At 64.7% G+C, this 22640-nt stretch carries 24 protein-coding genes; 9 read left to right on the forward strand and 15 right to left on the reverse strand.

Translation table 11 applies throughout. The features are described from left to right. Nucleotides 1-30 precede the first annotated feature (30 nt). The gene (gene parC, locus BMX43_RS15365; RefSeq protein ID WP_091302971.1) at nucleotides 31-2334 is read right to left on the reverse strand and encodes a DNA topoisomerase IV subunit A; all 2304 of its coding nucleotides are present in this window, start codon (nucleotides 2332-2334) and stop codon (nucleotides 31-33) included. Between the two features lie 137 nt (nucleotides 2335-2471). On the opposite strand from parC, the gene BMX43_RS15370 reads away from it, so the two are divergent. The 6 genes from BMX43_RS15370 (at nucleotide 2472) to BMX43_RS15395 (ending at nucleotide 6505) form a co-directional block, all read left to right on the forward strand. After that, the gene (locus BMX43_RS15370; RefSeq protein ID WP_091302973.1) at nucleotides 2472-2930 is read left to right on the forward strand and encodes an SH3 domain-containing protein; all 459 of its coding nucleotides are present in this window, start codon (nucleotides 2472-2474) and stop codon (nucleotides 2928-2930) included. Between the two features lie 65 nt (nucleotides 2931-2995). After that, nucleotides 2996-3829, forward strand: coding sequence for an SDR family NAD(P)-dependent oxidoreductase (locus tag BMX43_RS15375; RefSeq protein ID WP_091302975.1), 834 nt, complete (start codon nucleotides 2996-2998; stop codon nucleotides 3827-3829). Between the two features lie 69 nt (nucleotides 3830-3898). Beyond that, entirely contained in the window at nucleotides 3899-4108 is a 210-nt protein-coding gene (locus tag BMX43_RS15380; protein ID WP_091303154.1) for a twin transmembrane helix small protein, read from the forward strand. After that, nucleotides 4108-4680 (forward strand): cob(I)yrinic acid a,c-diamide adenosyltransferase, encoded by a 573-nt coding sequence (locus BMX43_RS15385; RefSeq protein ID WP_091302977.1) that lies wholly within the window; start codon nucleotides 4108-4110, stop codon nucleotides 4678-4680. The genes BMX43_RS15380 and BMX43_RS15385 overlap by 1 nt, the downstream gene beginning before the upstream one ends. A gap of 137 nt (nucleotides 4681-4817) precedes the next feature. Further along, nucleotides 4818-5579 carry an electron transfer flavoprotein subunit beta/FixA family protein gene (locus BMX43_RS15390; protein ID WP_091302979.1) on the forward strand — a complete coding sequence of 254 codons (762 nt, stop codon included), beginning with the start codon at nucleotides 4818-4820 and terminating at the stop codon, nucleotides 5577-5579. Beyond that, nucleotides 5579-6505: an electron transfer flavoprotein subunit alpha/FixB family protein gene (locus tag BMX43_RS15395; protein WP_091302981.1), complete on the forward strand. Its 927-nt coding sequence runs from the start codon at nucleotides 5579-5581 to the stop codon at nucleotides 6503-6505. Before BMX43_RS15390 ends, BMX43_RS15395 begins: the two co-directional genes overlap by 1 nt. Nucleotides 6506-6567: 62 nt before the next feature. On the opposite strand, the gene BMX43_RS15400 is transcribed toward BMX43_RS15395, so the two are convergent. Next, complete coding sequence (locus BMX43_RS15400; RefSeq protein ID WP_091302983.1) at nucleotides 6568-7371, reverse strand: DUF6473 family protein; 804 nt, start codon at nucleotides 7369-7371, stop codon at nucleotides 6568-6570. Nucleotides 7372-7533: 162 nt separating this feature from the next. Here BMX43_RS15400 and BMX43_RS15405 point away from each other — a divergent pair, with 162 nt between their 5' ends. Then, the gene (locus tag BMX43_RS15405) at nucleotides 7534-8409 is read left to right on the forward strand and encodes a 3-hydroxybutyryl-CoA dehydrogenase (RefSeq protein WP_091302985.1); all 876 of its coding nucleotides are present in this window, start codon (nucleotides 7534-7536) and stop codon (nucleotides 8407-8409) included. Between the two features lie 52 nt (nucleotides 8410-8461). Here BMX43_RS15405 and BMX43_RS15410 read toward each other — a convergent pair whose 3' ends face one another. Genes BMX43_RS15410 through BMX43_RS15440 form a run of 7 tightly spaced genes read right to left on the reverse strand, consistent with a single transcriptional unit; the run spans nucleotide 8462 to nucleotide 13770 of the window. Then, entirely contained in the window at nucleotides 8462-9337 is an 876-nt protein-coding gene (locus BMX43_RS15410) for a lysophospholipid acyltransferase family protein (RefSeq protein WP_425431809.1), read from the reverse strand. Then, nucleotides 9321-9590 carry an HPr family phosphocarrier protein gene (locus BMX43_RS15415; protein WP_091302989.1) on the reverse strand — a complete coding sequence of 90 codons (270 nt, stop codon included), beginning with the start codon at nucleotides 9588-9590 and terminating at the stop codon, nucleotides 9321-9323. The genes BMX43_RS15410 and BMX43_RS15415 overlap by 17 nt, the downstream gene beginning before the upstream one ends. Beyond that, the gene (locus BMX43_RS15420) at nucleotides 9587-10006 is read right to left on the reverse strand and encodes a PTS sugar transporter subunit IIA (protein ID WP_091302991.1); all 420 of its coding nucleotides are present in this window, start codon (nucleotides 10004-10006) and stop codon (nucleotides 9587-9589) included. The genes BMX43_RS15415 and BMX43_RS15420 overlap by 4 nt, the downstream gene beginning before the upstream one ends. Before the next feature lie 7 nt (nucleotides 10007-10013). Beyond that, the gene (gene rapZ, locus BMX43_RS15425; RefSeq protein ID WP_091302992.1) at nucleotides 10014-10925 is read right to left on the reverse strand and encodes an RNase adapter RapZ; all 912 of its coding nucleotides are present in this window, start codon (nucleotides 10923-10925) and stop codon (nucleotides 10014-10016) included. A gap of 12 nt (nucleotides 10926-10937) precedes the next feature. Further along, complete coding sequence (locus BMX43_RS15430) at nucleotides 10938-11369, reverse strand: HPr kinase/phosphorylase (protein ID WP_091303155.1); 432 nt, start codon at nucleotides 11367-11369, stop codon at nucleotides 10938-10940. Then, a complete protein-coding gene (locus tag BMX43_RS15435) occupies nucleotides 11369-13060 on the reverse strand; it encodes a sensor histidine kinase (RefSeq protein ID WP_091302994.1) in 1692 nt (563 codons plus the stop codon). The genes BMX43_RS15430 and BMX43_RS15435 overlap by 1 nt, the downstream gene beginning before the upstream one ends. Nucleotides 13061-13068: 8 nt before the next feature. Beyond that, nucleotides 13069-13770 carry a response regulator transcription factor gene (locus tag BMX43_RS15440; protein WP_091302996.1) on the reverse strand — a complete coding sequence of 234 codons (702 nt, stop codon included), beginning with the start codon at nucleotides 13768-13770 and terminating at the stop codon, nucleotides 13069-13071. A 398-nt stretch (nucleotides 13771-14168) separates the two neighbouring features. Here BMX43_RS15440 and BMX43_RS15445 point away from each other — a divergent pair, with 398 nt between their 5' ends. Beyond that, on the forward strand, nucleotides 14169-15767 hold the full coding sequence (locus BMX43_RS15445) for a phosphoenolpyruvate carboxykinase (RefSeq protein WP_091302998.1): 1599 nt from the start codon (nucleotides 14169-14171) through the stop codon (nucleotides 15765-15767). 189 nt (nucleotides 15768-15956) lie between these two features. Continuing rightward, nucleotides 15957-17621: an acyl-CoA dehydrogenase family protein gene (locus BMX43_RS15450; RefSeq protein WP_091302999.1), complete on the forward strand. Its 1665-nt coding sequence runs from the start codon at nucleotides 15957-15959 to the stop codon at nucleotides 17619-17621. 32 nt (nucleotides 17622-17653) lie between these two features. Here BMX43_RS15450 and BMX43_RS15455 read toward each other — a convergent pair whose 3' ends face one another. From BMX43_RS15455 to lepB, 6 genes are all read right to left on the reverse strand, one after another. Then, nucleotides 17654-18871 carry an MFS transporter gene (locus BMX43_RS15455; protein WP_091303002.1) on the reverse strand — a complete coding sequence of 406 codons (1218 nt, stop codon included), beginning with the start codon at nucleotides 18869-18871 and terminating at the stop codon, nucleotides 17654-17656. A 152-nt stretch (nucleotides 18872-19023) separates the two neighbouring features. Continuing rightward, complete coding sequence (gene recO / locus BMX43_RS15460; RefSeq protein WP_091303004.1) at nucleotides 19024-19746, reverse strand: DNA repair protein RecO; 723 nt, start codon at nucleotides 19744-19746, stop codon at nucleotides 19024-19026. 130 nt (nucleotides 19747-19876) lie between these two features. Beyond that, entirely contained in the window at nucleotides 19877-20212 is a 336-nt protein-coding gene (locus BMX43_RS15465; protein WP_091303006.1) for a DUF1491 family protein, read from the reverse strand. Nucleotides 20213-20231: 19 nt separating this feature from the next. Continuing rightward, entirely contained in the window at nucleotides 20232-21146 is a 915-nt protein-coding gene (gene era, locus BMX43_RS15470; RefSeq protein ID WP_091303008.1) for a GTPase Era, read from the reverse strand. Then, nucleotides 21139-21828, reverse strand: coding sequence for a ribonuclease III (gene rnc / locus BMX43_RS15475; protein ID WP_091303010.1), 690 nt, complete (start codon nucleotides 21826-21828; stop codon nucleotides 21139-21141). Before rnc ends, era begins: the two co-directional genes overlap by 8 nt. After that, nucleotides 21825-22613, reverse strand: coding sequence for a signal peptidase I (gene lepB / locus BMX43_RS15480; protein ID WP_091303013.1), 789 nt, complete (start codon nucleotides 22611-22613; stop codon nucleotides 21825-21827). Before lepB ends, rnc begins: the two co-directional genes overlap by 4 nt. Between the last annotated feature and the right edge of the window lie 27 nt (nucleotides 22614-22640).

Consider the following 22640-nt stretch of genomic DNA (forward strand, 5'->3'; position numbering starts at 1 on the left):
CCCCTGCTGCGTCAACGACGCCGCGCGGTATCAGGTGAACCGATTGTCGCGCGGGAAGCCGCGCGGCGCCATCGCGCCGGTCGAGGCGCGCATCCCCTGCCATTGCGCCAGATCCGTCTCCAGCCGCGTGCGCCCCGCCGGGTCTTTCCAGCTCAGCCCCGAGGCAAGGGTGAAGGTGATCGCATCCGACAAGCCGCCATCCTTGTATTTCTGCAACCGCACGCCCTTGCCCTTGGCCATTTCCGGCAACTGGATCAGCGGGAAGACCAGCAGCTTGCGGTTTTCGCCCACCACCGCCACGGAATCGCCCGACACCCGGCGGCACAAAGCGGTCTTCACCCCCTCGCGCACGGTCAGCACCTGCTTGCCCGCCCGCGTCTGCGCCACCACCTCTTCCGAGGCGACCACGAACCCGTCGCCCGCGGTCGAGGCGACCAGCAGCTTTTCCCCGCCGCGCCAGATCATCAGATCGACGATCTCGCTGTCATTGGGCAGATCGACCATCAGCCGCACGGGTTCCCCCATGCCGCGCCCACCGGGCAGGTTGGCACCGATCAGCGTATAGAACCGGCCATTGGCGCCGATCAGCAGGATCTTGTCGGTGGTTTCGGCGTGGAAGATGAAGCGGCCTTCGTCGCCATCCTTGAACTTCACCTCGGTTTCCAGCGCGACATGGCCCTTCATCGCGCGGATCCAGCCCATCTTGGAACAGATCACCGTGATCGGCTCGCGCTCGATCATCGCTTCGAACGGCACCTCTTCCGCGTCGGTCCGGTCGGCGAAATCGCTGCGGCGCTTGCCCATCGCGGTGCCCTTGCCGAACAGCTTTTGCACCTCGGCCAGATCGCGGCCGATGCGCGCCCATTGCAGCCCGGCATCCGCCAGCAGCGCCGCCAGATCGGCCCGTTCGTCGCGCAGCGCGTCGCGTTCGGCGATCAGCTCCATCTCCTCCAGCTTGCGCAAGCTGCGCAGCCGCATGTTCAGGATCGCTTCGGCCTGCACCTCGGACAATTCGCCCTTGCCGGGTTTCGGCGGCACATAATCGTCTTCCGAGGTGGCCCGCTTGTGCTTGCGCCCCCAGACCTCTGCCATCAGCGCCGCCTTCGGCTCGCTGTCATAGCGGATGATGTCGATCACCCGATCCAGATTGAGGAAGGTGATGATGAACCCTTCCAGAATCTCCAGCCGGTGGTCAATCTTGTCGATCCGGTGCTGGCTGCGCCGCTGCAACACGTCGCGGCGGTGATCCAGAAACGCCCGCAGCACCTCTTTCAGGCTGCACACCTTCGGCACGCGCCCGTCGATCAGCACGTTCATGTTCAGGTTGAAGCGAATCTCCAGATCCGAATTGCGGAACAGCATCCCCATCAGCATGTCCGGGTCCACCGTGCGGCTGCGCGGTTCCAGCACGATGCGCACATCCTCGGCGCTTTCGTCGCGCACATCGGCGAGGATCGGCACCTTCTTGGTCTGGATCAGTTCGGCCAGCCGCTCGATCAGCTTGGATTTCTGCACCTGATAGGGAATCTCGGTGACCACGATCTGCCAGGCCCCGCGCCCCAGATCCTCCACCGCCCAGCGCGCCCGCAGCCGGAAGGCGCCGCGCCCGGTGCGATAGGTTTCCAGAATCGTCTCGCGCGGTTCCACGATCACGCCGCCCGTCGGGAAATCGGGGCCGGGCACCAGCCGCACGATCTCGTCATCGCTGGCCTCGGGGTCGTTCAGCATCAACTGGCAGGCGTCGATCAGCTCGTGCAGGTTATGCGGCGGGATATTGGTCGCCATCCCCACCGCGATCCCGCTGGATCCATTGGCCAGCAGGTTGGGAAAGGCGGCGGGCATCACCACCGGCTCTTCCAGCGTGCCGTCATAGTTGGGGCGGAAATCGACCGCGTTTTCCGCCAGCCCTTCCATCAGCGTCTCGGCAATCGCCGTCAGCCGCGCCTCGGTATAGCGGCTGGCGGCCGGGTTATCGCCGTCGATATTGCCAAAGTTGCCCTGCCCATCGACCAGCGGGTAGCGCACGTTGAAATCCTGCGCCAGACGCGCCATCGCATCATAGATCGCGGCATCGCCATGCGGGTGATAGTTGCCCATCACGTCGCCGGAAATCTTTGCCGATTTACGGAACCCGCCGGTGGGGGAAAGCCTTAGCTCCCGCATGGCATAAAGGATGCGCCGATGAACAGGTTTCAACCCGTCGCGCGCATCGGGCAGTGCCCGGTGCATGATGGTGGACAGCGCATAGGTCAGATAGCGCTCGCCGATCGCGCGGCGCAGCGGTTCCGAATGCTCGGTGGGCTCGATCTTGGGGGCGTCGGTCTTTTCGGTCATGGATGTGGTGTAAACGCCTGCCCCCGCACGGTCCAGACGGATTTGCGGCAAGGGGGGAGCGTTACCAGAATTTCCCCCGGCAAACCGTTGCACGAATCTGCTAAAGTCACCGTATTCTGCGTGAGTGAGGGTGTGTGATGATCCGTTTGATTCTGCTTCTTTCCGCCGTGCTTTTTCTGACCCTGCAAGTCGCAGGCCGGGACTTCGGACAGAAGCGCCCCGGCCTGATGGCCGCGCAAGAGACCGGCATTGCCGCGCCCGCCACGCCGCCACAACAGGCAGCCGCCCAGCCCGAAGTCTATGTCGCCAGCAATCTGCCGGTCGTGCAGCCGCTGGCGAAAGCCGCCCTTCTCCAACCTGCGCCGACCGTCATCGCAGTGCAGGATGACGAATTCGAGGTCCGCTATGTCACCGCCAAATCGGTGAATGTGCGCGAAGGGCCTTCGACCGAATTTGCCGTGGTGGATCGGCTGTCAAAAGGCGATGCCGCCCGGGTGATCGCCGAAGAGGAAAATGGCTGGGTTCTGATCCTGATCGAAGGCGATGGGATTGAAGGCTATGTTTCGGGGCGGCTGCTGGCCACAACCGCGCCCTGACCGGCAGCGCGATTGCGCAAGCGCAGCATTGCCCCTATTGCGGTTGCAAACCACCGGAGCCGCAGATGCCATCCCCTCGCACCCTTCTGATCACCGGCTGTTCCTCGGGCATCGGTTACGATGCCGCCCATGCGCTGAAATCCCGCGGCTGGCGCGTTTTCGCCACCTGCCGGCAAGAGTCCGATTGCGCCCGCCTGCGTGCCGAGGGGCTGGAAAGTTTCGTGCTGGATTACGCCAACGAGGCGTCGGTCGCGGCGGCGGTGGAAGAGGTAAGATCCCGCACCGGCGGCACGCTTGACGCGCTGTACAACAACGGCGCCTTCGCCTGCCCCGGCGCCGCCGAAGACCTGCCGCGCGGCGCCCTGCGCGAGATTTTCGAGGTCAACCTGTTCGGCTATCACGACCTGACCCGCCGGGTGATCCCGATGATGCGCGCGCAAGGCCATGGCCGAATCATCAACTGTTCTTCCGTGCTCGGTCTGGTCGGCATGAAATGGCGCGGCGCCTATGTCGCCACCAAATTCGCGCTGGAAGGTCTGACCGACGTGCTGCGAATCGAGATGAAGGGCACCGGCATCGACGTGATCCTGATCGAGCCCGGCCCGATCCCGACCCGCATCCGCCAGAACTCCATCCCGCATTTCGAACGCTGGATCGACTGGAAACATTCCGCCCGCGCCGAGGAATATCGCCAGCTTCTGGGCCGCCTCTATGAACCGAAATCCGGCCCCGACCTGTTCGAGCTGCCCTGTTCCGCCGTCACCGCCAAGCTGATCCGTGCGCTGGAAAGCCCGCGTCCGCGCCCGCGCTATTACGTCACCAATGCCACGCATCTGATGGGCCTTGCCCGCCGCATCCTGCCCACCCGCGCGCTGGATTGGCTGATCGCCAAGGGCTGAGCCCAGAAACCTCTCGCCTTTCCGGCAGGGGCCGCTACATCTCGGGCAAAATGAAGGGGAACCGCCATGCTGCTTCACGATCCGCTTTTCCTCGTCGCCGCAGGGGCGGCCCTTGTCGTGCTGGTGATCCTGATGATCGGCATCGGCGGCTTCGCCAAGGGGGGTGAGTTCAACCGCAAACATGCCAACCGCCTGATGCGCTACCGCATCATTGCGCAGGCGGTGGCGGTGCTGCTGATCCTTGCCTTCGCCTATTTTCACGGAAAACGGGGGGCCTGATGGTCGTTTTGTCGAAAATCTACACCAAAACCGGCGATGCGGGCGAAACCGCGCTCGGCAATGGCGCCCGCGTCGCCAAACACGCGCTGCGCGTTTCGGCCTATGGCACGGTGGATGAAACCAACGCGACGCTCGGCATGGCCCGGCTTCATGCGACGGGCGAGATGGATGCCGCGCTGCAACGCATCCAGAACGATCTGTTCGATCTGGGGGCTGATCTGTGCCGCCCCGACATGGCCCGCGACCACGAGGCCGGTTACACGCCGCTGCGCATCCTCGACACCCAGGTCGAACGGCTGGAAGCCGAGATCGACGCGATGAATGCCCGCCTCACCCCGCTGCGCAGCTTCATCCTGCCCGGCGGGTCTGCGCTGGCGGCGCATCTGCACCTGTGCCGCACCGTCTCGCGCCGGGCCGAACGGCTGACGGTCGAACTGGCCACGATGGAAGAGATCAACACGGCGGCGGTGAAATACCTCAACCGTCTCAGCGACTGGTTCTTCGTCGCGGCGCGCATCGCCAATGACGATGGCAAGGCCGATGTGCTTTGGGTGCCCGGCCTGACCCGGTGACGTAAGGTAAATGACGCGGCGTCGCGGCGTCGCGGCGCGTCGCTTTTGGATTGTTTTCTGCGCGCCCTACGGGCTAACAACGCTGCGGAGAGCTTGGGATGGCCCCTCGGGGCCGGGTATCTAGGAGATTGCCGCTGATGAAGGTTTTGGTGCCTGTCAAACGCGTGATTGACTACAACGTGAAGGTCCGCGTGAAGGCGGACGGAAGCGGTGTCGATCTTGCGAATGTGAAGATGTCGATGAACCCGTTTGACGAAATCGCGGTGGAAGAGGCGATCCGTCTGAAGGAAAAGGGCGTCGCGTCCGAGATCATCGTGGTTTCGATCGGCGTGAAACAGGCGCAGGAAACCCTGCGCACCGCGCTGGCGATGGGCGCCGACCGGGCGATCCTGATCGAGGCGTCGTCGGACGTGCATCAGGACATCGAGCCGCTGGCGGTGGCCAAGCTGCTGGCTGGCGTGGTCAAGGCCGAAGAGCCGGGCCTCGTGCTGACCGGCAAGCAGGCGATCGACAATGACATGAACGCCACCGGCCAGATGCTGTCGGCGCTGCTGGGCTGGGCGCAGGCGACCTATGCCTCTGAACTGGCCGTCGAGGGCGATTCTGCCACCGTGACGCGCGAAGTCGATGGCGGGTTGCAGACGATCAAGGTGAAGCTGCCCGCGGTGATCACCGTGGACCTGCGCCTGAACGAGCCGCGCTATGCCTCGCTTCCCAACATCATGAAAGCGAAGAAGAAGCCGCTGGAAGAAAAGACCGCCGCCGATTACGGCGTCGATGTCACGCCGCGCCTGACCGTGATCAAGACCACCGAGCCCGCTGGCCGGAAGGCCGGGATCAAGGTCGCCTCGGTGGACGAGCTGATTGCGAAACTGAAAGATGAAGCGGGGGTGATCTGATGGCCGTTCTCCTGATTGCCGATGTGCATGGTGGCCATCTTGCCACCGATTCGGTTGCCAAAACGTTGACGGCGGTGAAGTCGCTGGGTGACGTGCATGTGCTGGTCGCAGGCGAGGGTGGCGATGCCGCCGCCGCCGAGGCCGCGACGCTGGCTGGCGTGTCGAAGGTGCTGTTCGCTGCCGATCACGCCTTCTGCCACGGCATGGCCGAAGCGACCGCCGACCTGATCGTGTCGCTGGCGCCGGGCTACAGCCACATCGTCGCCCCGGCGACGGCGGGCGCCAAGAACGTGCTGCCGCGCGTCGCCGCCCTGCTGGACGTGATGGTGCTGACCGATGTGACCGCCGTGATCGACGCCGACACGTTCGAGCGCCCGATCTATGCCGGCAACGCGATCCAGACGGTGAAATCCACCGATGCAACCAAGGTTGCAACGATCCGCACCGCCTCGTTCGAGGCGGCGGGCAAGGGCGGCGCCGCCCCGGTCGAGGCCGTGTCGGCCGCTGGCACCTCCGGCCTGTCGTCCTGGGTCGAAGACAAGGTTGCCACCTCCGACCGGCCGGAACTGACCTCGGCCAAGATCGTCGTCTCGGGCGGGCGCGGTGTCGGCTCCGAAGCCGATTTCGCACTGATCGAGGCGCTGGCCGACAAGCTCGGCGCCGCTGTCGGCGCCTCGCGCGCAGCCGTGGATTCGGGCTTTGCCCCGAACGACTGGCAGGTTGGCCAGACCGGCAAGGTGGTTGCCCCGGCGCTCTACGTCGCCGTCGGCATCTCGGGCGCGATCCAGCACCTCGCCGGGATGAAGGATTCGAAGGTCATCGTCGCCATCAACAAGGACGAAGAGGCCCCGATCTTCCAGGTCGCCGATTACGGCCTGGTCGGTGACCTGTTCACCGTCGTCCCGGAACTCACCGGCAAACTCTGATCCTGAAGGGTGGGTGACCCCGCACTTCACAAAAGGCCGCGCCGCAAGCGCGGCCTTTCTGTTTACGCCAGCACCGCCGCCAGCCGCCGCGCCGCCACCTGATGCGCCACCGCCCCCGGCAGGCCCAGCAATTCCGGCTGGGCAAACAGGTGCGGCCCTGCCCGGCCCGGCGGCGTCATGCCCCCCGTCACCACCTCCAGACAGGCCGCGGCCTGCGCCTGCACGGCGCGCAGCATGGCCGCATCGACCAGCAACGGGTCGCAGCCAAGGTCCGCCTGTGGCGCCTCTGGCGGCGCATGTTCGGCGAACCAGAACAGCACCGGCTGTGGCAGCAGGGCCAGCAACTGCCCCATCCGCTCCACCCAAAGCCGCTGCACCTCTGCCGCAACCACCGCAAACCGCTCGACCGATATCCGCCGCAGCCCATGCAGCAGATGCCGGGTAAAGCTGAACTCGGTGAAATCCACCTCGGGGAACAGCGCCCGAAGCTCTGGCCGCGCCGCGACAAACCGGTCATTGCGCCGAGGATGCACCGCATAGAAGCGGTTCGTCAGGTTCTGCGCCCCCATCACCTGCACCACCACCCGCTGCGCCTGCGTCGCGATCCGCAGCAGCGCCGGGTCGTGCAGATACAGATCAAGCCCGGCATTGATCACGCCCAGGTTCACGCAACCCGTTCCCAATTCCTCCTCCAGCAGCGCGCCATAGGGCTGCGCGATGAACTTGCCATAAGTCTCCGTCCCGCCCAGCAGGGCGATATACGGCCGGTCCAACCGCCTGCGCGGCCCCCGGAACTGCAGCTTCGACATGCCATAAAGGCACGGCTCATAGTCGAGCGCCCCCGCGCCCTGAGCAACATAGGCCATTGCACCCACCCAGATTTTTCAACACCCGGGACTCAGTTTGCGCCACAGCCCTTGCCAAAAGCCTAACGTCGCAATTTGTATCGAATTCCATCACTTGCGATCAGCCCTTGCACCTGCCGCGCCCCGCCGCATAAGCTTTCGCCGAAGTGAGTGGAGGCAGGAATGGCAATCGAAACGGTAGGCGTGGTGGGCGCCGGGCAGATGGGCAACGGCATCGCGCATGTCTTTGCGCTGGCGGGGTACAACGTGCTGCTGAACGATGTCAGCGAGGCGAGCCTGTCCAAAGCCTTGGACACCATCGGGAAAAACCTCGACCGCCAGGTCAGCCGCGGCAAGATCACGGCCGAGGAAAAGCAGGCGGCCATGGGGCGCATCAACACCACCATGACGCTGGCCGATCTGGGCCAGACCGATCTGGTGATCGAGGCTGCGACCGAGAAGGAAGTGGTCAAGCAGCAGATCTTCGACGCGCTGCTGCCGCATCTGAAACCGACCACGATCCTGACCTCGAACACCTCGTCGATCTCGATCACCCGGCTGGCCAGCCGCACCGACCGGCCCGAAAAGTTCATGGGGTTCCACTTCATGAACCCCGTGCCGGTGATGCAACTGGTCGAACTGATCCGCGGCATCGCCACCGATCAGGAAACCTATGAATTGCTGCACGAGGTGGTGCGCAAGCTGGGCAAGACTGCGGCCAGCGCCGAGGATTTCCCGGCCTTCATCGTGAACCGCATCCTGATGCCGATGATCAACGAGGCGGTCTATACGCTGTATGAAGGCGTGGGCTCGGTGAAATCCATCGACGAATCGATGAAACTTGGCGCCAATCACCCGATGGGGCCGCTGGAGCTGGCCGATTTCATCGGGCTGGATACCTGCCTTGCCATCATGAACGTGCTGCATGAAGGGCTGGCCGACACCAAGTATCGCCCCTGCCCGCTGATGACGAAATATGTCGAGGCGGGCTGGCTGGGCCGCAAAACCGGTCGCGGCTTCTACGATTACCGCTCGGGCACGCCGGTTCCCACGCGCTGATCCCGGCTCTGGCTGCAAGGCCACACAGGCGGCTCTGCGCGCAAGAGCCGCCTTATTTCCCCAGATTCAGCGTATGCTCGCGCATCCACGCCAGAAACCCGCGCGGATTGCCGTCCCACTGCTTCAGTTCTTCGGGCGAGATCGGCGCGCCGATATGCGGGCGCTGCGGCTTGAACAGCGCGCGGCGGATCTCGTACAGCAGCAGCCCCTGCCGCAGCGTCGCCGACAGCTTGTTGGCAATCTGATAGGCCCGGCTGTTCTGCCCGGTGAAATGGATCGGCACCACCGTCGCGCCGGACCGCATGATCATCTTGTGGGTGAACGGGTTCCATTCCGGCTCCACCGCCGGGCCGAACCACCCTTCCGAGGTGGCAACCTTGCCCGCCGGGAACAGGATCACCAGCCCACCGCTTTTCAGATGCGCCATCGTGTCATTGCGCATCTTCAGCCCCAGTTCGCGCGCGTTTTCCTCATGTGGAAACGGCACCGGGATCATGAATTCCTCGATCTCGGGGATGCCGGTCAGCAGGGACCGCGTTAGGATCCTGAAATCCCCGCGCACCCGCGCCACCATCTCTGCCATGATCATGCCATCCACCAGCCCATGCGGATGGTTGGCCACCACCACCACCGGCCCGGTCGCGGGGATACGCGCGATCTCTTCCGGCGGGGTCAGGATGTCGATGCCCATCTGCCGGATCGCCTTGGGCCAGAACGGCACCCCGAAGGGCGCCCCCGAGGCTTCGAACTCGCGGATCAGGCGCAGCAGCGTGATCTTCGCGGTCACCCATTCGATGGTGCGGATGGTACCCGCCTTGAACGGATTGGTGAATGTCCCGGCATAGGACAGGCGCCGCATGTCATACTGACGTGCGGCAGGCGTCTCGGTCTTCCGGCGTTGCGTCACATTGTCACCGGTCTTCGCCAAAGCGATTTGCCACCAATTGTTCCAGCGCATCGGCCAGGGCCGCGGCCTCGGCGCCGCTGGTCGTCACGCCGATCATCGTCCCGCGCGAGGCGCCCAGCATCAGCAGCCCCATGATCGAATCGCCCGAAACGGTCATCCCGTCCTTGGACACCTCGGCGCTGGCGTCGAACCCTTCGACACATTCCACGAACTTCGCCGAAGCGCGGGCGTGGAGCCCCTTTTCATTCACGATAGGCAGACTGCGGCTGGTCATTCTTCCCCTCCCTGCCCCGGCGCGGCATCGCCGCCCAGATCAAGGCTGTTGATATACTTCCTGCCAGCGTCGAGCGCGAGGTTCACCGCATCGGCAAGCGGAAGATCGCGCGATTTGGTCAGCTTGATCAGCATCGGCAGGTTCGCCCCATACAAAATCCGGCGATTGCGCGCGGTGCAGGCGGGCAAAGACAGGTTGGCAGGCGAGCCGCCAAACATATCGGCCACCACGACCACACCTTCCCCCCGATCAACGGAATCGGCGGCGGCGCTGATTTCGGCGGCCTTCGCTGCGCGGTCGTGATCATCCTCGATGGAGATCGCGGCCATGGCCTGCTGGCTGCCCACAACATGCTCCACGGCGGACAGGTATTCCCGCGCCAAACCACCATGAGCCACGATCACGATACCGATCAAACCCCGATCACCCAGATCCTTGCGGTCGCCCGTTGGCAGACCTGCGTTCCAGTTCCCTGTGTCGTTTTGACACCGACCAGCCTGCTTCTGCAAGCGCATTGCCCATGATTTCTGCAACGGCAACCGACCTGTGTTGCCCGCCGGTGCAGCCAAAGCCGATGGCCAGATGCGCCTTGCCCTCCTCCATCTGCGCCGGAAGCAGAAACAGGATCAGGTCGCGCAGCTTCTGATTGAATTCCGGGAATCGCGGGTCCGAGGTCACATAATCGGCCACCGCCGCATCCCGCCCGTCCAACCCGCGCAGATCCGGCACCCAATGCGGGTTCTGCAAGAACCGGCAGTCGAAAATCATGTCGAGCCCACGCGGCACGCCCCGCTTGTAGCTGAAGCTTTGCACCGAAACCGCCAGCCCCGGCGCGCCCGCACGGCGAAACCAGCCGCCGATTTCGGCCTTCAGGTCATGGGGCGACATCTCGCTGGTGTCGATCAGATGGTCGGCGCGCACCCGGATCGGCGCCAGCAGGTCAGCTTCCAGCGCGATGCCCTGTGCCGGCGATTCCACCGGCGCCAGCGGATGGCGGCGGCGGGTTTCCGAATAGCGGCGGATCAACTCCCCCGGCGCGCAGTCCAGAAACAGCACTTCCAGCGTCACCCGTGGGTCGGCGGTCAGCGTGTCGATCAGCTCGATCAGCGCCGTGGCGTTGAAATCACGGTTGCGCACGTCGATGCCCAGCGCGATGGGGCGACCGGCCGTCGGCTCGTCGATCAGCATCGGCACCAGCCGCAGCGGCAGGTTGTCGATCGTCTCATAGCCCAGATCCTCCAGCGCATTGATCGCCGTCGTCCGCCCGGCGCCCGAGGGGCCGGTGACCAGCAGCAATTCATGCTCCCGTGGAAGGTCTGCCTTGGTTCCGTCCATCACGCTGTCCGATCACGCCACCCGGCCACCGCGCAGATATTGCAGCAGCCCATAGGCAAAATGGTCTCCCCCGCCGCGCAAGGCAAGGGCAACCGGCAGGCCGAGCAGCTTTATCTGCCGCTGCTCCGGCAATCGTGTTGTTTCGGCCTGTGCCAGATCGGCCACCAACGCCACCGGCGCCGCCTCCAGCGCTTCGGCGCGCAGCAAGCCCAGCCCCCGCGCCTCGATCAACCCGCGCAGCGCCACCGGGCAGCGGGCGATCACCGTATCGCCCTGCCGCAGCAGATCCACCCGGTCATCCGCCACCAACTGCCCGCCCAGCGCCATGATTTGCAAGGCCAGCGCCGATTTCCCCGCCCCGGATGGGCCAAGGATCAGCAGCCCCCGCCCGGCAACGGCGACGCAACTGCCATGGATATTCGCAAAATTCCCCGCGTTCGGGATCACACCGGCAAGCCCACGACGAACCGCGCACCCAGCGGGTCCGAGGTCATGTCGGCATGGGTCGGGCGGATGTTTTCGGCCCAGATCACCCCGCCATGCGCCTCGACGATCTGTTTGGAAATCGCCAGCCCAAGGCCGGAATGGTTGCCGAAATCGCCCTGTGGCCGTTCGGAATAGAACCGCTTGAACACCTTGGTCAGCGCCTGTTCCGGGATGCCCGGCCCGGTATCTTCCACCACCACCAGCACGCGGTTGTCGCGCCGCCGGGTCCAGACCCGCACCGCATCGCCGTCTTCGCAGAAGGAAATCGCGTTGGTGATCAGGTTCACGAAGACCTGCGCCAGACGCGCCTCCAGCCCGCGGATCAGGATCGGTTCGGGCGGCAGATCGGTGATAAACTCCACCCCCTTCTGCCCCGCCTGCTGACCCAGATATTCCGAGATATTGGAGAGGGTCTTGATCAGGTTGAACTCTTCTTCCTCCTCCTTCACCAGCTCACTGTCGAGCCGCGAGGCGTTGGAGATATCGCTCACCAGCCGGTCAAGGCGGCGCACGTCATGGTCGATCACCTCCAGCAGCCGGGTGCGCTGGTCATCGCGCTTGGCCAGATGCAGCGAGGCGACCGCCGAACGCAGCGAGGCGAGCGGGTTCTTGATCTCATGCGCCACATCGGCGGCGAATTGTTCGTTGGCGTCGATCCGGTCATACAGCGCCGCCACCATGCCGCGCATCGCCACCGACAGGCGCCCGATCTCGTCAGGCCGCGCTGTCAGGTCGGGGATGCGCACCCGCCCCGGCGACATCTTGCGCGCATCGCGGTCGCGCCCCAGTTCCGCCGCCGCCGCCAGATCGCTCAGCGGGTTGGCAATGGTCGAGGCCAGAACGAGGCTCAGCCCGATCGACACCAGCAGCGCGATCACGAACACCTGCAGCACCTGTTCGCGTTCATAGCGCACCAGCCGGTCGATCTCGCCCTCGGCCGAGGTCAGCGCCACCACGGCGACCACCTGCCCCGCCTGCATCACCGGCGCCGCGACCGAAAACATCGCCCCGCCTTCCGGCGCACGCGCGGTATTCACTGCGGTCACGCCGGTCTGCGCCTTGGGCAGCACCTGCTCGGCCAGACTCAGCGCCGAGGGGGGCGGGCTGGGAGTCTGCCCCGCGGTCAGCACATCGGAAATGCCGCTCCACACCCGGTTCAGGAAATCGGTGATCATGGTGGAACGCGGGGGTTCCAGCACCGGGCGCTCGGCCCCCAGCGCGCGGGCCAGCACACGGCCTGCCGGATCGAAGACAAACACCTCGACCCCCGGTCCCAGCTTCACCCCGGCCAGTGCGGCCTGCGCGGCGTCCAGCGGCACGCCCGCTGCGATCTGCGCCTCCACCACATCGGCCACCAGTTCCGTCTCGGTGATCAGCCCCTGTTCGCGCTGCAGCACCAGACTGTCGCGGAACGGGTTCAGGAACAGCACCCCCGCCACCATCACCACGATGGCCAGCATGTTGAAGATCACGATCTTGCGCGCCAGCGGCGAGCGGTTCAGCGCCGCAAAACCACGCCGCCCGCGCCCCGCCCGCAATTCCTGATCGGCCAGCGCCTCCGGCGTTACCCAATCTTCCCCCAGCAGAAGCCCGCCCTTGGGTCCGCTTTCCTCTGCCTTGTCCGTCCCGGTCCGCTGTGCCGCGCCCATCACGAGTCTTATTCCTCGTTGTAGCGATACCCGATGCCATACAGCGTTTCGATGGCCGAGAAATCCGGGTCTGCCGCGCGCATCTTCTTGCGCAGGCGCTTGATATGGCTGTCGATCGTGCGGTCATCGACATAGACCTGATCGTCATAGGCCACATCCATCAGCTGATCGCGGCTTTTCACGAAACCGGGGCGCTGCGCCAAGGCCTGCAGCAGCAGGAATTCCGTCACCGTCAGCGCCACATCCTGGCCCTTCCAGGCGACGGCATGGCGCAGCGGGTCCATCCGCAGCTGGCCCCGCTCCATGATCTTGCTTTCTTCCGTCACCGCGACCTCGCCGGTCGAGATCGCCTCCTGCCGGCGCAGCAGCGCGCGGATGCGTTCCACCAGCAGCCGCTGCGAGAACGGTTTCTTGACATAATCGTCGGCGCCCATGCGCAGGCCCAGCACCTCGTCGATCTCGTCATCTTTCGAGGTCAGGAAGATCACCGGCATCGAGGTCTTCAGCCGCAGCCGCTGCAGCAGGTCCATCCCGTCCATCCGGGGCATCTTGATATCGAGCACCGCCATATCCGGCAGCCGCCGGTTGAAGGCGTCCAGCGCCGACTGTCCGTCATTATAGGTTTCAACCTCGAAACCTTCGGCTTCCAGAGTCATGGCGACCGACGTCAGGATATTCCTGTCGTCGTCCACAAGGGCGATCCTCGACATGTCAGTTTTCCTGTAATGCTCTTGTTCTGATTTTCGAAACATTGTCCTGTTTCCATCGCGAATAATCAACAGCAAACTGCGAATCACCCACCCCTACAGGAACAAGTGCAACCCTTTTTTCTGAATAAATGACTAATTTGCCCCAACGGGCCCCGGCGGCATATCGGGGCTGTCAAGGGGGCCTCCACATCGGCGGCAGTTCGCCACTGCACGAAATGGTTGCGCTAAAGGCGAAATGGTTGCGCTAACCACCCAAATGCGCGCTATTCTGTCACGAAAGCCTCATGTTATAGGGCACCTGTCAGCCCGGGTTCCGGGGCTGGCCGGTAGCTGTTTGGCCCAGGCTGCCGATTTGAACCTGATTTCGCCGCCCTCGCGCGGCACCGGGAGCTTGCACTATGACGCATGGACGCGTGAACCCCAGCCAGACCCTCGAAGCCCAAGGCATCAGCGGGCTGGGGACGGTCTATTACAACGACATCGAACCTGCACTCGTCGAACAGGCTGTGAAGCGCGGCGAAGGTCGTCTGGGCAAGGGCGGGGCGTTCCTCTGCTCCACCGGGCAATTTACCGGCCGCTCGCCGAAAGACAAATTCGTGGTTCGGACCCCCTCGGTCGAAAACAGCATCTGGTGGGAAAACAACGCCCCGATGGTCCCCGAGGCGTTTGACCGCCTCTATGCCGACATGCTCGACCACATGAAGGGCCGCGACTACTTCGTGCAGGATCTCTATGCCGGTGCCGACCCCGAGCACCGTCTCGACGTGCGTGTTGTGACCGAGCTGGCCTGGCACGGGCTGTTCATCCGCCACATGCTGCGCCGCCCGGATCGGGCCGAGCTGGACAGCTTCGTGCCGGAATTCACCATCATCAACTGCCCGTCGTTCAAGGCCGATCCGGCCAAGCATGGCTGCCGCACCGAGACCGTCATCGCGCTGAACTTCGAAAAGAAGGTCATCCTGATCGCCAACACCGAATATGCGGGCGAAAACAAGAAATCGGTCTTCACCCTGCTGAACTACATCCTGCCCGCCAAGGGTGTGATGGCGATGCACTGCTCGGCCAACCATGCCATCGGCAACCCGGAAGACGCCGCCGTGTTCTTCGGCCTGTCGGGCACCGGCAAGACCACGCTGTCCGCCGATCCGTCGCGCATCCTGATCGGCGATGACGAACATGGCTGGTCGGAAAAGGGCACCTTCAACTTCGAAGGCGGCTGCTACGCCAAGACCATCAGCCTGAGCGCCGAGGCAGAGCCGGAAATCTACGGCACCACCTCGAAATTCGGCACCGTGGTCGAAAACATGGTCTACGACCCCGAAACGCTGGAACTGGATTTCGAGGATGCCAGCCTGACGCAGAACATGCGTTGCGCCTATCCGCTGGAATACATCTCCAACGCCTCGCCGACCGGCATGGGCGGCCAGCCGAAAAACGTGATCATGCTGACCTGCGACGCTTACGGCGTGCTGCCGCCGATCGCGCGGCTGACCCCGGCGCAGGCGATGTATCACTTCCTCTCCGGCTTCACCTCGAAAACCCCGGGGACCGAGCGTGGCGTTCTTGAACCGACGCCGACCTTCTCCACCTGTTTTGGCGCCCCGTTCATGCCGCGCCGGCCCGAGGTTTACGGCAAGCTGCTGCAGGAAAAGATCGCCGAAACCGGCGCCACCTGCTGGCTGGTCAACACCGGCTGGACCGGCGGCGCCTTCGGTTCGGGCAAGCGGATGCCGATCCGCGCCACCCGCGCGCTGCTGACCGCCGCACTGGACGGCTCGCTGGCCAAGGTCGAATTCCGCAAGGATCCGAACTTCGGCTTTGAAGTGCCGGTCGAAGTGCCGGGCGTCGATGCGACCCTGCTGAACCCGCGCGCCACCTGGGCCGATCCGGCCGCCTATGACGCGCAGGCGCAGAAACTGGTCGGCATGTTCGCCGAAAACTTCGGCCAGTATGTGCCCTATATCGACGCCGACGTGAAAGCCGCCGCCATCGGCTGATCTGCCCGGCAGCACCAGGTTTCAAACGCCCCGGCATAGCTGGGGCGTTTGTCATTTCAAGGCCACGCACCCTCAAACAATGGTCGCAGCGACATTTTGCTTCACCACCCGCATCGCGTTTGAATTTTTGTTGCGCTGCGACTGCAAAGAGATTACCCCATTTGCAACCGCAGAAACCGAGGAATCGCCATGCCGCATGATGGACAAGCCATGACCCCCGCGCCCCTGCTCGCCGATCTGCAAGGCCTGACCGCCGCCGCCCTGCCCGAAGTCGAAGCGCTGTTCATCTCGGCGCGTGAGGCGCTGCGCGACCGCGTGACCGTGGGCGGCAAGATCTCTGGCGCGGCGCTGGAAGAACACCAGTTCGCCGCCCATGCGCTCAGCTGGCTCGCCACCTACACCGAGGCGCTGCGCCAGATGCACGCCTGGGCCGGCCGTCTGGCCGAATCCGGCAGCTTTGGCGAAATGGAATCGCTGCTGCTGCAGATCGGCTATGGCGAATACCTGTCGCAGATCCTGGGCGGCATCCCGATGTCGCAGAACGAAATCGCCCGCCTCGCCGATCTGGGGCAAAGCTGGGCGCCCGGCGCCGCCGCCACCCGCCTGATGGCCGAGGGCAATACGCACGCCGCCCGTGCCCGCCTCGTTGCCCTGATGCGCGACAATCACGGTCGCGCCACCTTCGGCGCCACCGGGCTGGACGAAGAGCTGGAGATGATCCGCGACCAGTTCCGCCGCTTTGCCGATGAACAGGTCGTGCCCTTCGCCCATGAGTGGCACCTGAAGGACGAGCTCATCCCGATGAGCATCATCGAAAGCCTGGCCGAAATGGGCGTGTTCGGCCTGACCATTCCCGAAGAATTCGGCGGCTTCGGCCTGTCGAAAGCCTCGATGGTCGTGGTGTCCGAAGAACTGTCGCGCGGTTATATCGGCGTCGGCTCCCTTGGCACCCGCTCCGAAATCGCGGCCGAGCTGATCCTGTGCGGCGGCACCGCCGAACAGAAGGCGCACTGGCTGCCGAAACTCGCCAGCGGTGAAATTCTGCCGACCGCCGTCTTCACCGAACCCAATACCGGCTCCGATCTCGGTTCGCTCCGCACCCGCGCGGTGAAAACCGAAGACGGCTGGGAGGTGACCGGCAACAAGACCTGGATCACCCACGCCGCGCGCACCCATGTGATGACGCTGCTCGCCCGCACCGATCCGGCCACCACCGATTACCGTGGCCTGTCGATGTTCCTCGCCGAAAAGACCCCCGGCACCGATGAAGCCCCCTTCCCCACCCCCGGCATGACCGGCGGCGAGATCGAGGTACTGGGCTATCGCGGCATGAAGGAATACGAGCTTGCCTTCGACGGCTTCAAGGTGAAAGCCGACAACCTGCTGGGCGGGGTGGAAGGTCAGGGTTTCAAGCAGCTGATGCAGACCTTCGAATCCGCCCGCATCCAGACCGGCGCCCGCGCCATCGGCGTCGCGCAATCCGCGCTGGAATCCGGGATGCGCTATGCCGAAGAGCGCAAGCAGTTCGGCAAACCGCTGATCGAATTCCCGCGCATCGCCTCGAAACTCGCCCTGATGGCGGTGGAAATCATGGTGGCGCGCCAGCTCACCTATTTCTCCGCCTGGCAGAAAGACCACGACAAGCGCTGCGATCTGGAGGCCGGCATGGCCAAGCTGCTCGGCGCCCGCGTCGCCTGGGCCTGCGCCGACAATGCGTTGCAGATCCATGGCGGCAACGGCTTCGCGCTGGAATATCAGATCAGCCGCATCCTGTGCGACGCGCGCATCCTCAACATCTTTGAAGGTGCCGCCGAAATTCAGGCGCAGGTCATCGCCCGCCGCCTGCTCGACTGAGCTTTCGCCTGCCGGATGGCCCCCGGCAGGCGCTACACCCCGCCTCGTGACGGCCTTGCGCCGCCGAGGCGGGGATGCAGCCGCCCGGCAATCAGCCAGGCCGCCGCAAATCCCATTCCCCCCGCGACAAACACCCCCGCCACCGGCGCGAAAGCCAGCACCAGCCAGGCCGCGCCCGGCGTCAGAATCCCCGACACGTCGCGGAAGCTGGAATAGACCGCCGCCATTTCCACCCGCTCTGACGGTTTCACCGACAGCATGAAGGGCAGCCCGCCTGCCGCATCCAGCATCACCAGCCCGGCCGAGCCCAGCATCAACCCGATCACCGCCGCCCAGGGCCAGCCCGACAGCAGCCCCGCCGCGGTGAAACACACCAGACACAGCGCAAAGGCCTGCCGCACCACGATGCGCACCGAACTGCGATGCACCAGCCGCAGCAGGAAGGGCGTGGTGAACAGCAGCGCGTTCGACAGCGACAGCGCCACCCCGCCCACTTTCGGCCCCAACCCGGCCTCGACGCAGAAGATCGGCAGATAGACGACGTAAATCCACCAGCCGCAGCTGCGCAGCACCGCAAACAGCCAGCCCGCGATCAGCCGGGGCTGGCGGAAGAACCGCCCCAGATAGGCCAGCGGGTTCACCGCAGGCCGTTTCGCCCGCTGGATCTGCTTGCCATTGCCCAGCCGCAGCACCCAGAACGCCGTCAGCAGCAACAGCGCGAACCCGGCCGCCACCAGAAACGGCAGCGGCGCCCAAAGCTCCTGCAGCCAGACCCCGAGCATCGGCCCCACCGCCCAGGGTGTGGCGGCATACAGCATCTGCAGGCTCTGCGTCCGCCCCAGATCTGCCCGCGCCACATAATCCAGCACATAGGCGTTGAAACACACGAAACAGGTCGCCGTCGCCAGCGCGGCACACATCAAGGCCAGCGGCACCGCGACCGGACCGCCCGAAACCGCCAGCCCCATCGCCACCAGATACAGCCCGCAGCCCAGGCTATACATCCAGCGCCGCGGCACCCAGCGCGTGGCCCAGGGCACCATCAACCCCCAGATCAGGGAGGCGATGCCGACGAAGAAATAGATCCGGCTGACAATCGCCGCATCCTGCACCGCCGCATAGATCGTCAGCGGCATCACCGAAATCAGCGTGCCCCGCACCGCCGCCTCCAGCCCGGCCAGCAGCGCAAAAGCCTCAAGCCGGGGCGAGGTGGAGTGTCGCAGGAAAAGGGGGATGTATTTGTTGGCCATATCGCGTTCCTGCCGGATTGACCCCCATTCCCCTGTCGGCGTCTGTATCACCCGCGACATTTCACGTCGCAGCCCGACTTTCCTGCTCCCGCCCATACCCCCCGCCGCCGGGTTGCCCGCAGCCGCAAGCCCCGCCGCATCCCCCCTTGCCATCACGATCCCCGCGCCAGCAGATCCAGCAACCGCGCCCGCGCCTCCGGCAAGGCCGGGCGGCCCCGCAGCCCCGGCAGCTCCCGCCCGAGAAAATGCCCCGTCACCGCCAGCCCCTGCATCAGTTCCGGTCCCGGCAACGGCCCCTGCCCCAGCAGCCCCTGCGGCAGCGGCAGCAGGCGCGACGCCCAATCCCCCGCCGCCCCGCGGCTGACCGCCCGGCCGGTGCGCGGACTGACAAAGGCCAGATCGTCGCGCTGCCCCGTCACCGCGCAGCGCGCAAGGTCCAGCCCGAAGCCAAGCTCCTCCAGCAGCAGCATCTCCCAGCGCAGGTATCGCGCCGACCAATCCACCTCGATGCCCAGCGCATCCAGCAATGCCTCTGTCCGCAGATACAGCACCGGATGGGCCTCGCGTTCCGGCAGGGCCAGATGCAGCAGCGCGCAGATCGCATTCAACCCGGCCAGCGCCAGCCGATCCGCCAGCAGCCCCGCCCGGCTGCGCAGCGGTTCGGCGCTGTAGGTGCCCAGATGATCGTCCAGCCGCGCCCGCCAGACCACCGCGAGATGCGCGCCGGGTTGCAGCATCGGCGCAACCTTCCGCGAGATGCCGCCCCGCACCACCCCGGCATGTCGCCCATGCTGCGCCGTGAATACCTCGATGATCGCCGCCGTCTCGCCATGCGGGCGCATCGAGATTACCGTTCCTTCATCGCTCCACTCCATGCCCTAGTCTCTGATTCCCCAAGCATGGCGGCAAGAGGTCAAGAAAAGGTAAATGGGTGAAAGTGCGGCACGGCGCGGCACCGGCGGTGTACAGGGGGTGCCGCCCCGGTGCACACTTGTCACCCCGCCTTCAATGGGACAGACCGTCCTCTTGCAGCAGCGTGCGCCCGGCACGATCCTCGACCTCGATGATCCACAGATCGGGGTCGGCACGCCGCGCCCGGGCCAGCACGGCATCCACGTCCGGCTCGGCGCCCTCGGCCAGAACCACCCAGGTGCGGCGGTCGTTCAGCAGGTCAAAGCTGCGCGAAAACGCACAAGCCCGCCCGTCCAGCGTGGCCGATTTCACCACCACCGCGCCCGCCGTCGCATCGCCTTTCGCGGTCACGAAAGCCGGAATATCGGCAAGCCGCAGCCGGGTAAGATAGGCCGAAACCCAAAGACCAGAGGCAAGGCGTGGCTCCATAACCCGTTGATCCTAAGTCTTAATCTCCGTCCTTGAAATCAAGGCCCATCTCGGAATAGCGGTCGGGTTCGTCCAGCCAGTTGGGCCGCACCTTGACCTGCAGGAACAGATGCACCGGCCGCTCAAGGAAGGCCACCAGATCAATGCGCGCGGCCTGGCCGATTGCCTTGATCGTCTCGCCCTTGTTGCCCAGAACGATGCCCTTGTGGCCATCGCGCGCGACATAGATCACCTGGTCGATGCGGGTGGACCCGTCGGGGCGATCTTCCCATTGCTCGGTTTCGACAGTGAGCTGATAGGGCAACTCCTCGTGTAAACGAAGCGTCAACTTCTCGCGGGTAATCTCGGCGGCAATCATGCGCATCGGCAGATCGGCGATCTGGTCTTCGGGGTAGAACCACAGCCCTTCAGGCATCTCGCTGGCAAGCCATTCGCGAAGCTTGTCAACACCATAGCCTTTTTCGGCGGAAATCATGAAGGTCTCGACGAAGGGAAACGCCTCATTCAACTGGGCCGACAGCGCCAGCAGGGTTTCGGCCTTCACCCGGTCGATCTTGTTGATCGCCAGCGCCACTTTCTGGCCCTGGGGGATACGGTCCTTCATCGTGTCGATGATCGCTGCCGTCCCTTCGGTCAGGCCGCGATGGGCCTCGACCAGCAGCACGATGATATCGGCATCCGCCGCACCGCCCCAGGCCGCAGCAACCATCGCACGGTCCAGACGACGACGCGGGCGGAACAGGCCGGGCGTATCGACGAAGACGATCTGCGCCTGCCCCTCCATGCATACGCCGCGAATCCGCGCACGCGTGGTTTGCACCTTATGGGTGACGATGGAGACCTTGGCGCCCACCATCCTGTTGAGAAGTGTGGATTTTCCGGCATTCGGTTCGCCGATCAGGGCCACGAATCCCGCGCGTGTCGTTTCAGCCATTCCGGCCCTCCAGTCGCGCCAGAAGCGCCTTGGCAGCGGCCTGTTCAGCCGCGCGTTTCGTGCCCGAACGGGCGATTTCCGTCTCGCCAGAGACCAGCCGCACTTCAACCGTGAAAACCGGCTGATGGTCCGGCCCTTCGCGCCCCAGCGCCGTATAGCTTGGCGGGTTCTGGCCGCGCGCCTGAACCCATTCCTGCAGCGCGGTCTTGGCGTCGCGCGCATCCTGCTGCACATCGCCGATCCGCGCGCCCCAGTGTTGCAGAATGACCGTGCGGGCCGCCTCGAACCCGCCGTCGAGATAGACGGCGGCGATCACCGCCTCCATCGCATCGCCCAGCAGCGCATCCTTGCGCCGCCCGCCCGACATCATCTCGGACCGGCCGAGCTTCAATACATCGCCGATCCCCAGATCCCGCGCAACATCGGCACAGGTTTCCTTGCGGACCAAGGCGTTGAAGCGCGGGGCCAACTGCCCTTCCGCCGCGCGCACATCGGCAGACAGCAGCGCCTCGGCCATCACAAGGCCCAGCACCCGGTCTCCCAGAAACTCCAGCCGCTGATTGTCGGGGCGGTTCGCAGATGAGATCGAGGCATGGGTCACCGCGCGCACCAGCAGTTCCGGGTTGCGGAACGCGTGCCCGATGCGCGCCTGAAAGGCGAGGAGATCGGCCGACAGCTTCACTCGATCGCCGCAAAGAAACGGTCGGACCGCCAGGTCCAGAAGGCCAGCATGGATGTTCCGGCAGACGAGAAGATCACCCGGTCGGCGCGGCCGATCAGATATTCCTCAGGCAGCATCCCGACGCCGCCCACGGCTTGGCTATAGCGGCTGTCGGTCGAATTGTCGCGATTGTCGCCCATGAAGAAATAATGGCCCGGCGGCACAGTGAAGACATCGGTATTGTCGCCAAACCCATTGGTGTCGATATTCAGCACATGGTGCTTCACACCATTCGGCAGCGTCTCGATGAACCGCGAGCGGGTGCAAAGTCCCCCTTCGCCCACCGGGCCATTCTCGCAGCGCGGCAGGTTGCCCATCGGGCCTTGGCGCTCATAGATCTCTTCAAACGTACCTGCAGGTTCCTGCGGCACTTCTTGGCCATTGATCCACAGAATCCCGTTCTTCATCTGGATCTTGTCACCGGGCAAGCCGATCAGCCGCTTGATGAAATCGGATCCGTTCACCGGATGCCGGAACACCACCACATCGCCCCGCTCGGGTTCCGTGGCCAGAATACGACCGCTGATCGGGCAGAAGGAGAAGGGGCAGGAATAGCGCGAATAGCCATAGGCCATCTTGTTGACGAACAGGAAATCACCGATCAGCAGCGTGTCTTTCATCGATTCCGACGGAATCCAGAATGGCTGAAAAAACAGCGTGCGAAACACCCCTGCAATCAGCAGCGCGTAGACAACGGTCTTGATCGTTTCCACGATGCCGCCTTCGGATTTCGCCTTGCTCGCCATATGCGCAGCCTCTCTCTTGTTCTGCCG

The organism is Gemmobacter aquatilis (assembly GCF_900110025.1).
Lineage (GTDB): Bacteria > Pseudomonadota > Alphaproteobacteria > Rhodobacterales > Rhodobacteraceae > Gemmobacter > Gemmobacter aquatilis.

Bases quoted from the DNA above. Each gene is read 5' to 3' on its own strand.
- BMX43_RS15415 (WP_091302989.1), bottom strand. From the start codon at position 9,590: ATGACCAGCCGCAGTCTGCCTATCGTGAATGAAAAGGGGCTCCACGCC.
- BMX43_RS15385 (WP_091302977.1), top strand. From the start codon at position 4,108: ATGGTCGTTTTGTCGAAAATCTACACCAAAACCGGCGATGCGGGCGAA.
- BMX43_RS15370 (WP_091302973.1), top strand. From the start codon at position 2,472: ATGATCCGTTTGATTCTGCTTCTTTCCGCCGTGCTTTTTCTGACCCTG.
- lepB (WP_091303013.1), bottom strand. From the start codon at position 22,613: ATGGCGAGCAAGGCGAAATCCGAAGGCGGCATCGTGGAAACGATCAAG.
- recO (WP_091303004.1), bottom strand. From the start codon at position 19,746: ATGGAGTGGAGCGATGAAGGAACGGTAATCTCGATGCGCCCGCATGGC.
- BMX43_RS15395 (WP_091302981.1), top strand. From the start codon at position 5,579: ATGGCCGTTCTCCTGATTGCCGATGTGCATGGTGGCCATCTTGCCACC.
- BMX43_RS15450 (WP_091302999.1), top strand. From the start codon at position 15,957: ATGCCGCATGATGGACAAGCCATGACCCCCGCGCCCCTGCTCGCCGAT.
- era (WP_091303008.1), bottom strand. From the start codon at position 21,146: ATGGCTGAAACGACACGCGCGGGATTCGTGGCCCTGATCGGCGAACCG.
- BMX43_RS15435 (WP_091302994.1), bottom strand. From the start codon at position 13,060: ATGGGCGCGGCACAGCGGACCGGGACGGACAAGGCAGAGGAAAGCGGA.
- BMX43_RS15445 (WP_091302998.1), top strand. From the start codon at position 14,169: ATGACGCATGGACGCGTGAACCCCAGCCAGACCCTCGAAGCCCAAGGC.
- BMX43_RS15375 (WP_091302975.1), top strand. From the start codon at position 2,996: ATGCCATCCCCTCGCACCCTTCTGATCACCGGCTGTTCCTCGGGCATC.
- BMX43_RS15400 (WP_091302983.1), bottom strand. From the start codon at position 7,371: ATGGCCTATGTTGCTCAGGGCGCGGGGGCGCTCGACTATGAGCCGTGC.
- BMX43_RS15455 (WP_091303002.1), bottom strand. From the start codon at position 18,871: ATGGCCAACAAATACATCCCCCTTTTCCTGCGACACTCCACCTCGCCC.
- BMX43_RS15390 (WP_091302979.1), top strand. From the start codon at position 4,818: ATGAAGGTTTTGGTGCCTGTCAAACGCGTGATTGACTACAACGTGAAG.
- parC (WP_091302971.1), bottom strand. From the start codon at position 2,334: ATGACCGAAAAGACCGACGCCCCCAAGATCGAGCCCACCGAGCATTCG.
- BMX43_RS15405 (WP_091302985.1), top strand. From the start codon at position 7,534: ATGGCAATCGAAACGGTAGGCGTGGTGGGCGCCGGGCAGATGGGCAAC.
- BMX43_RS15465 (WP_091303006.1), bottom strand. From the start codon at position 20,212: ATGGAGCCACGCCTTGCCTCTGGTCTTTGGGTTTCGGCCTATCTTACC.
- rapZ (WP_091302992.1), bottom strand. From the start codon at position 10,925: ATGGACGGAACCAAGGCAGACCTTCCACGGGAGCATGAATTGCTGCTG.
- BMX43_RS15440 (WP_091302996.1), bottom strand. From the start codon at position 13,770: ATGTCGAGGATCGCCCTTGTGGACGACGACAGGAATATCCTGACGTCG.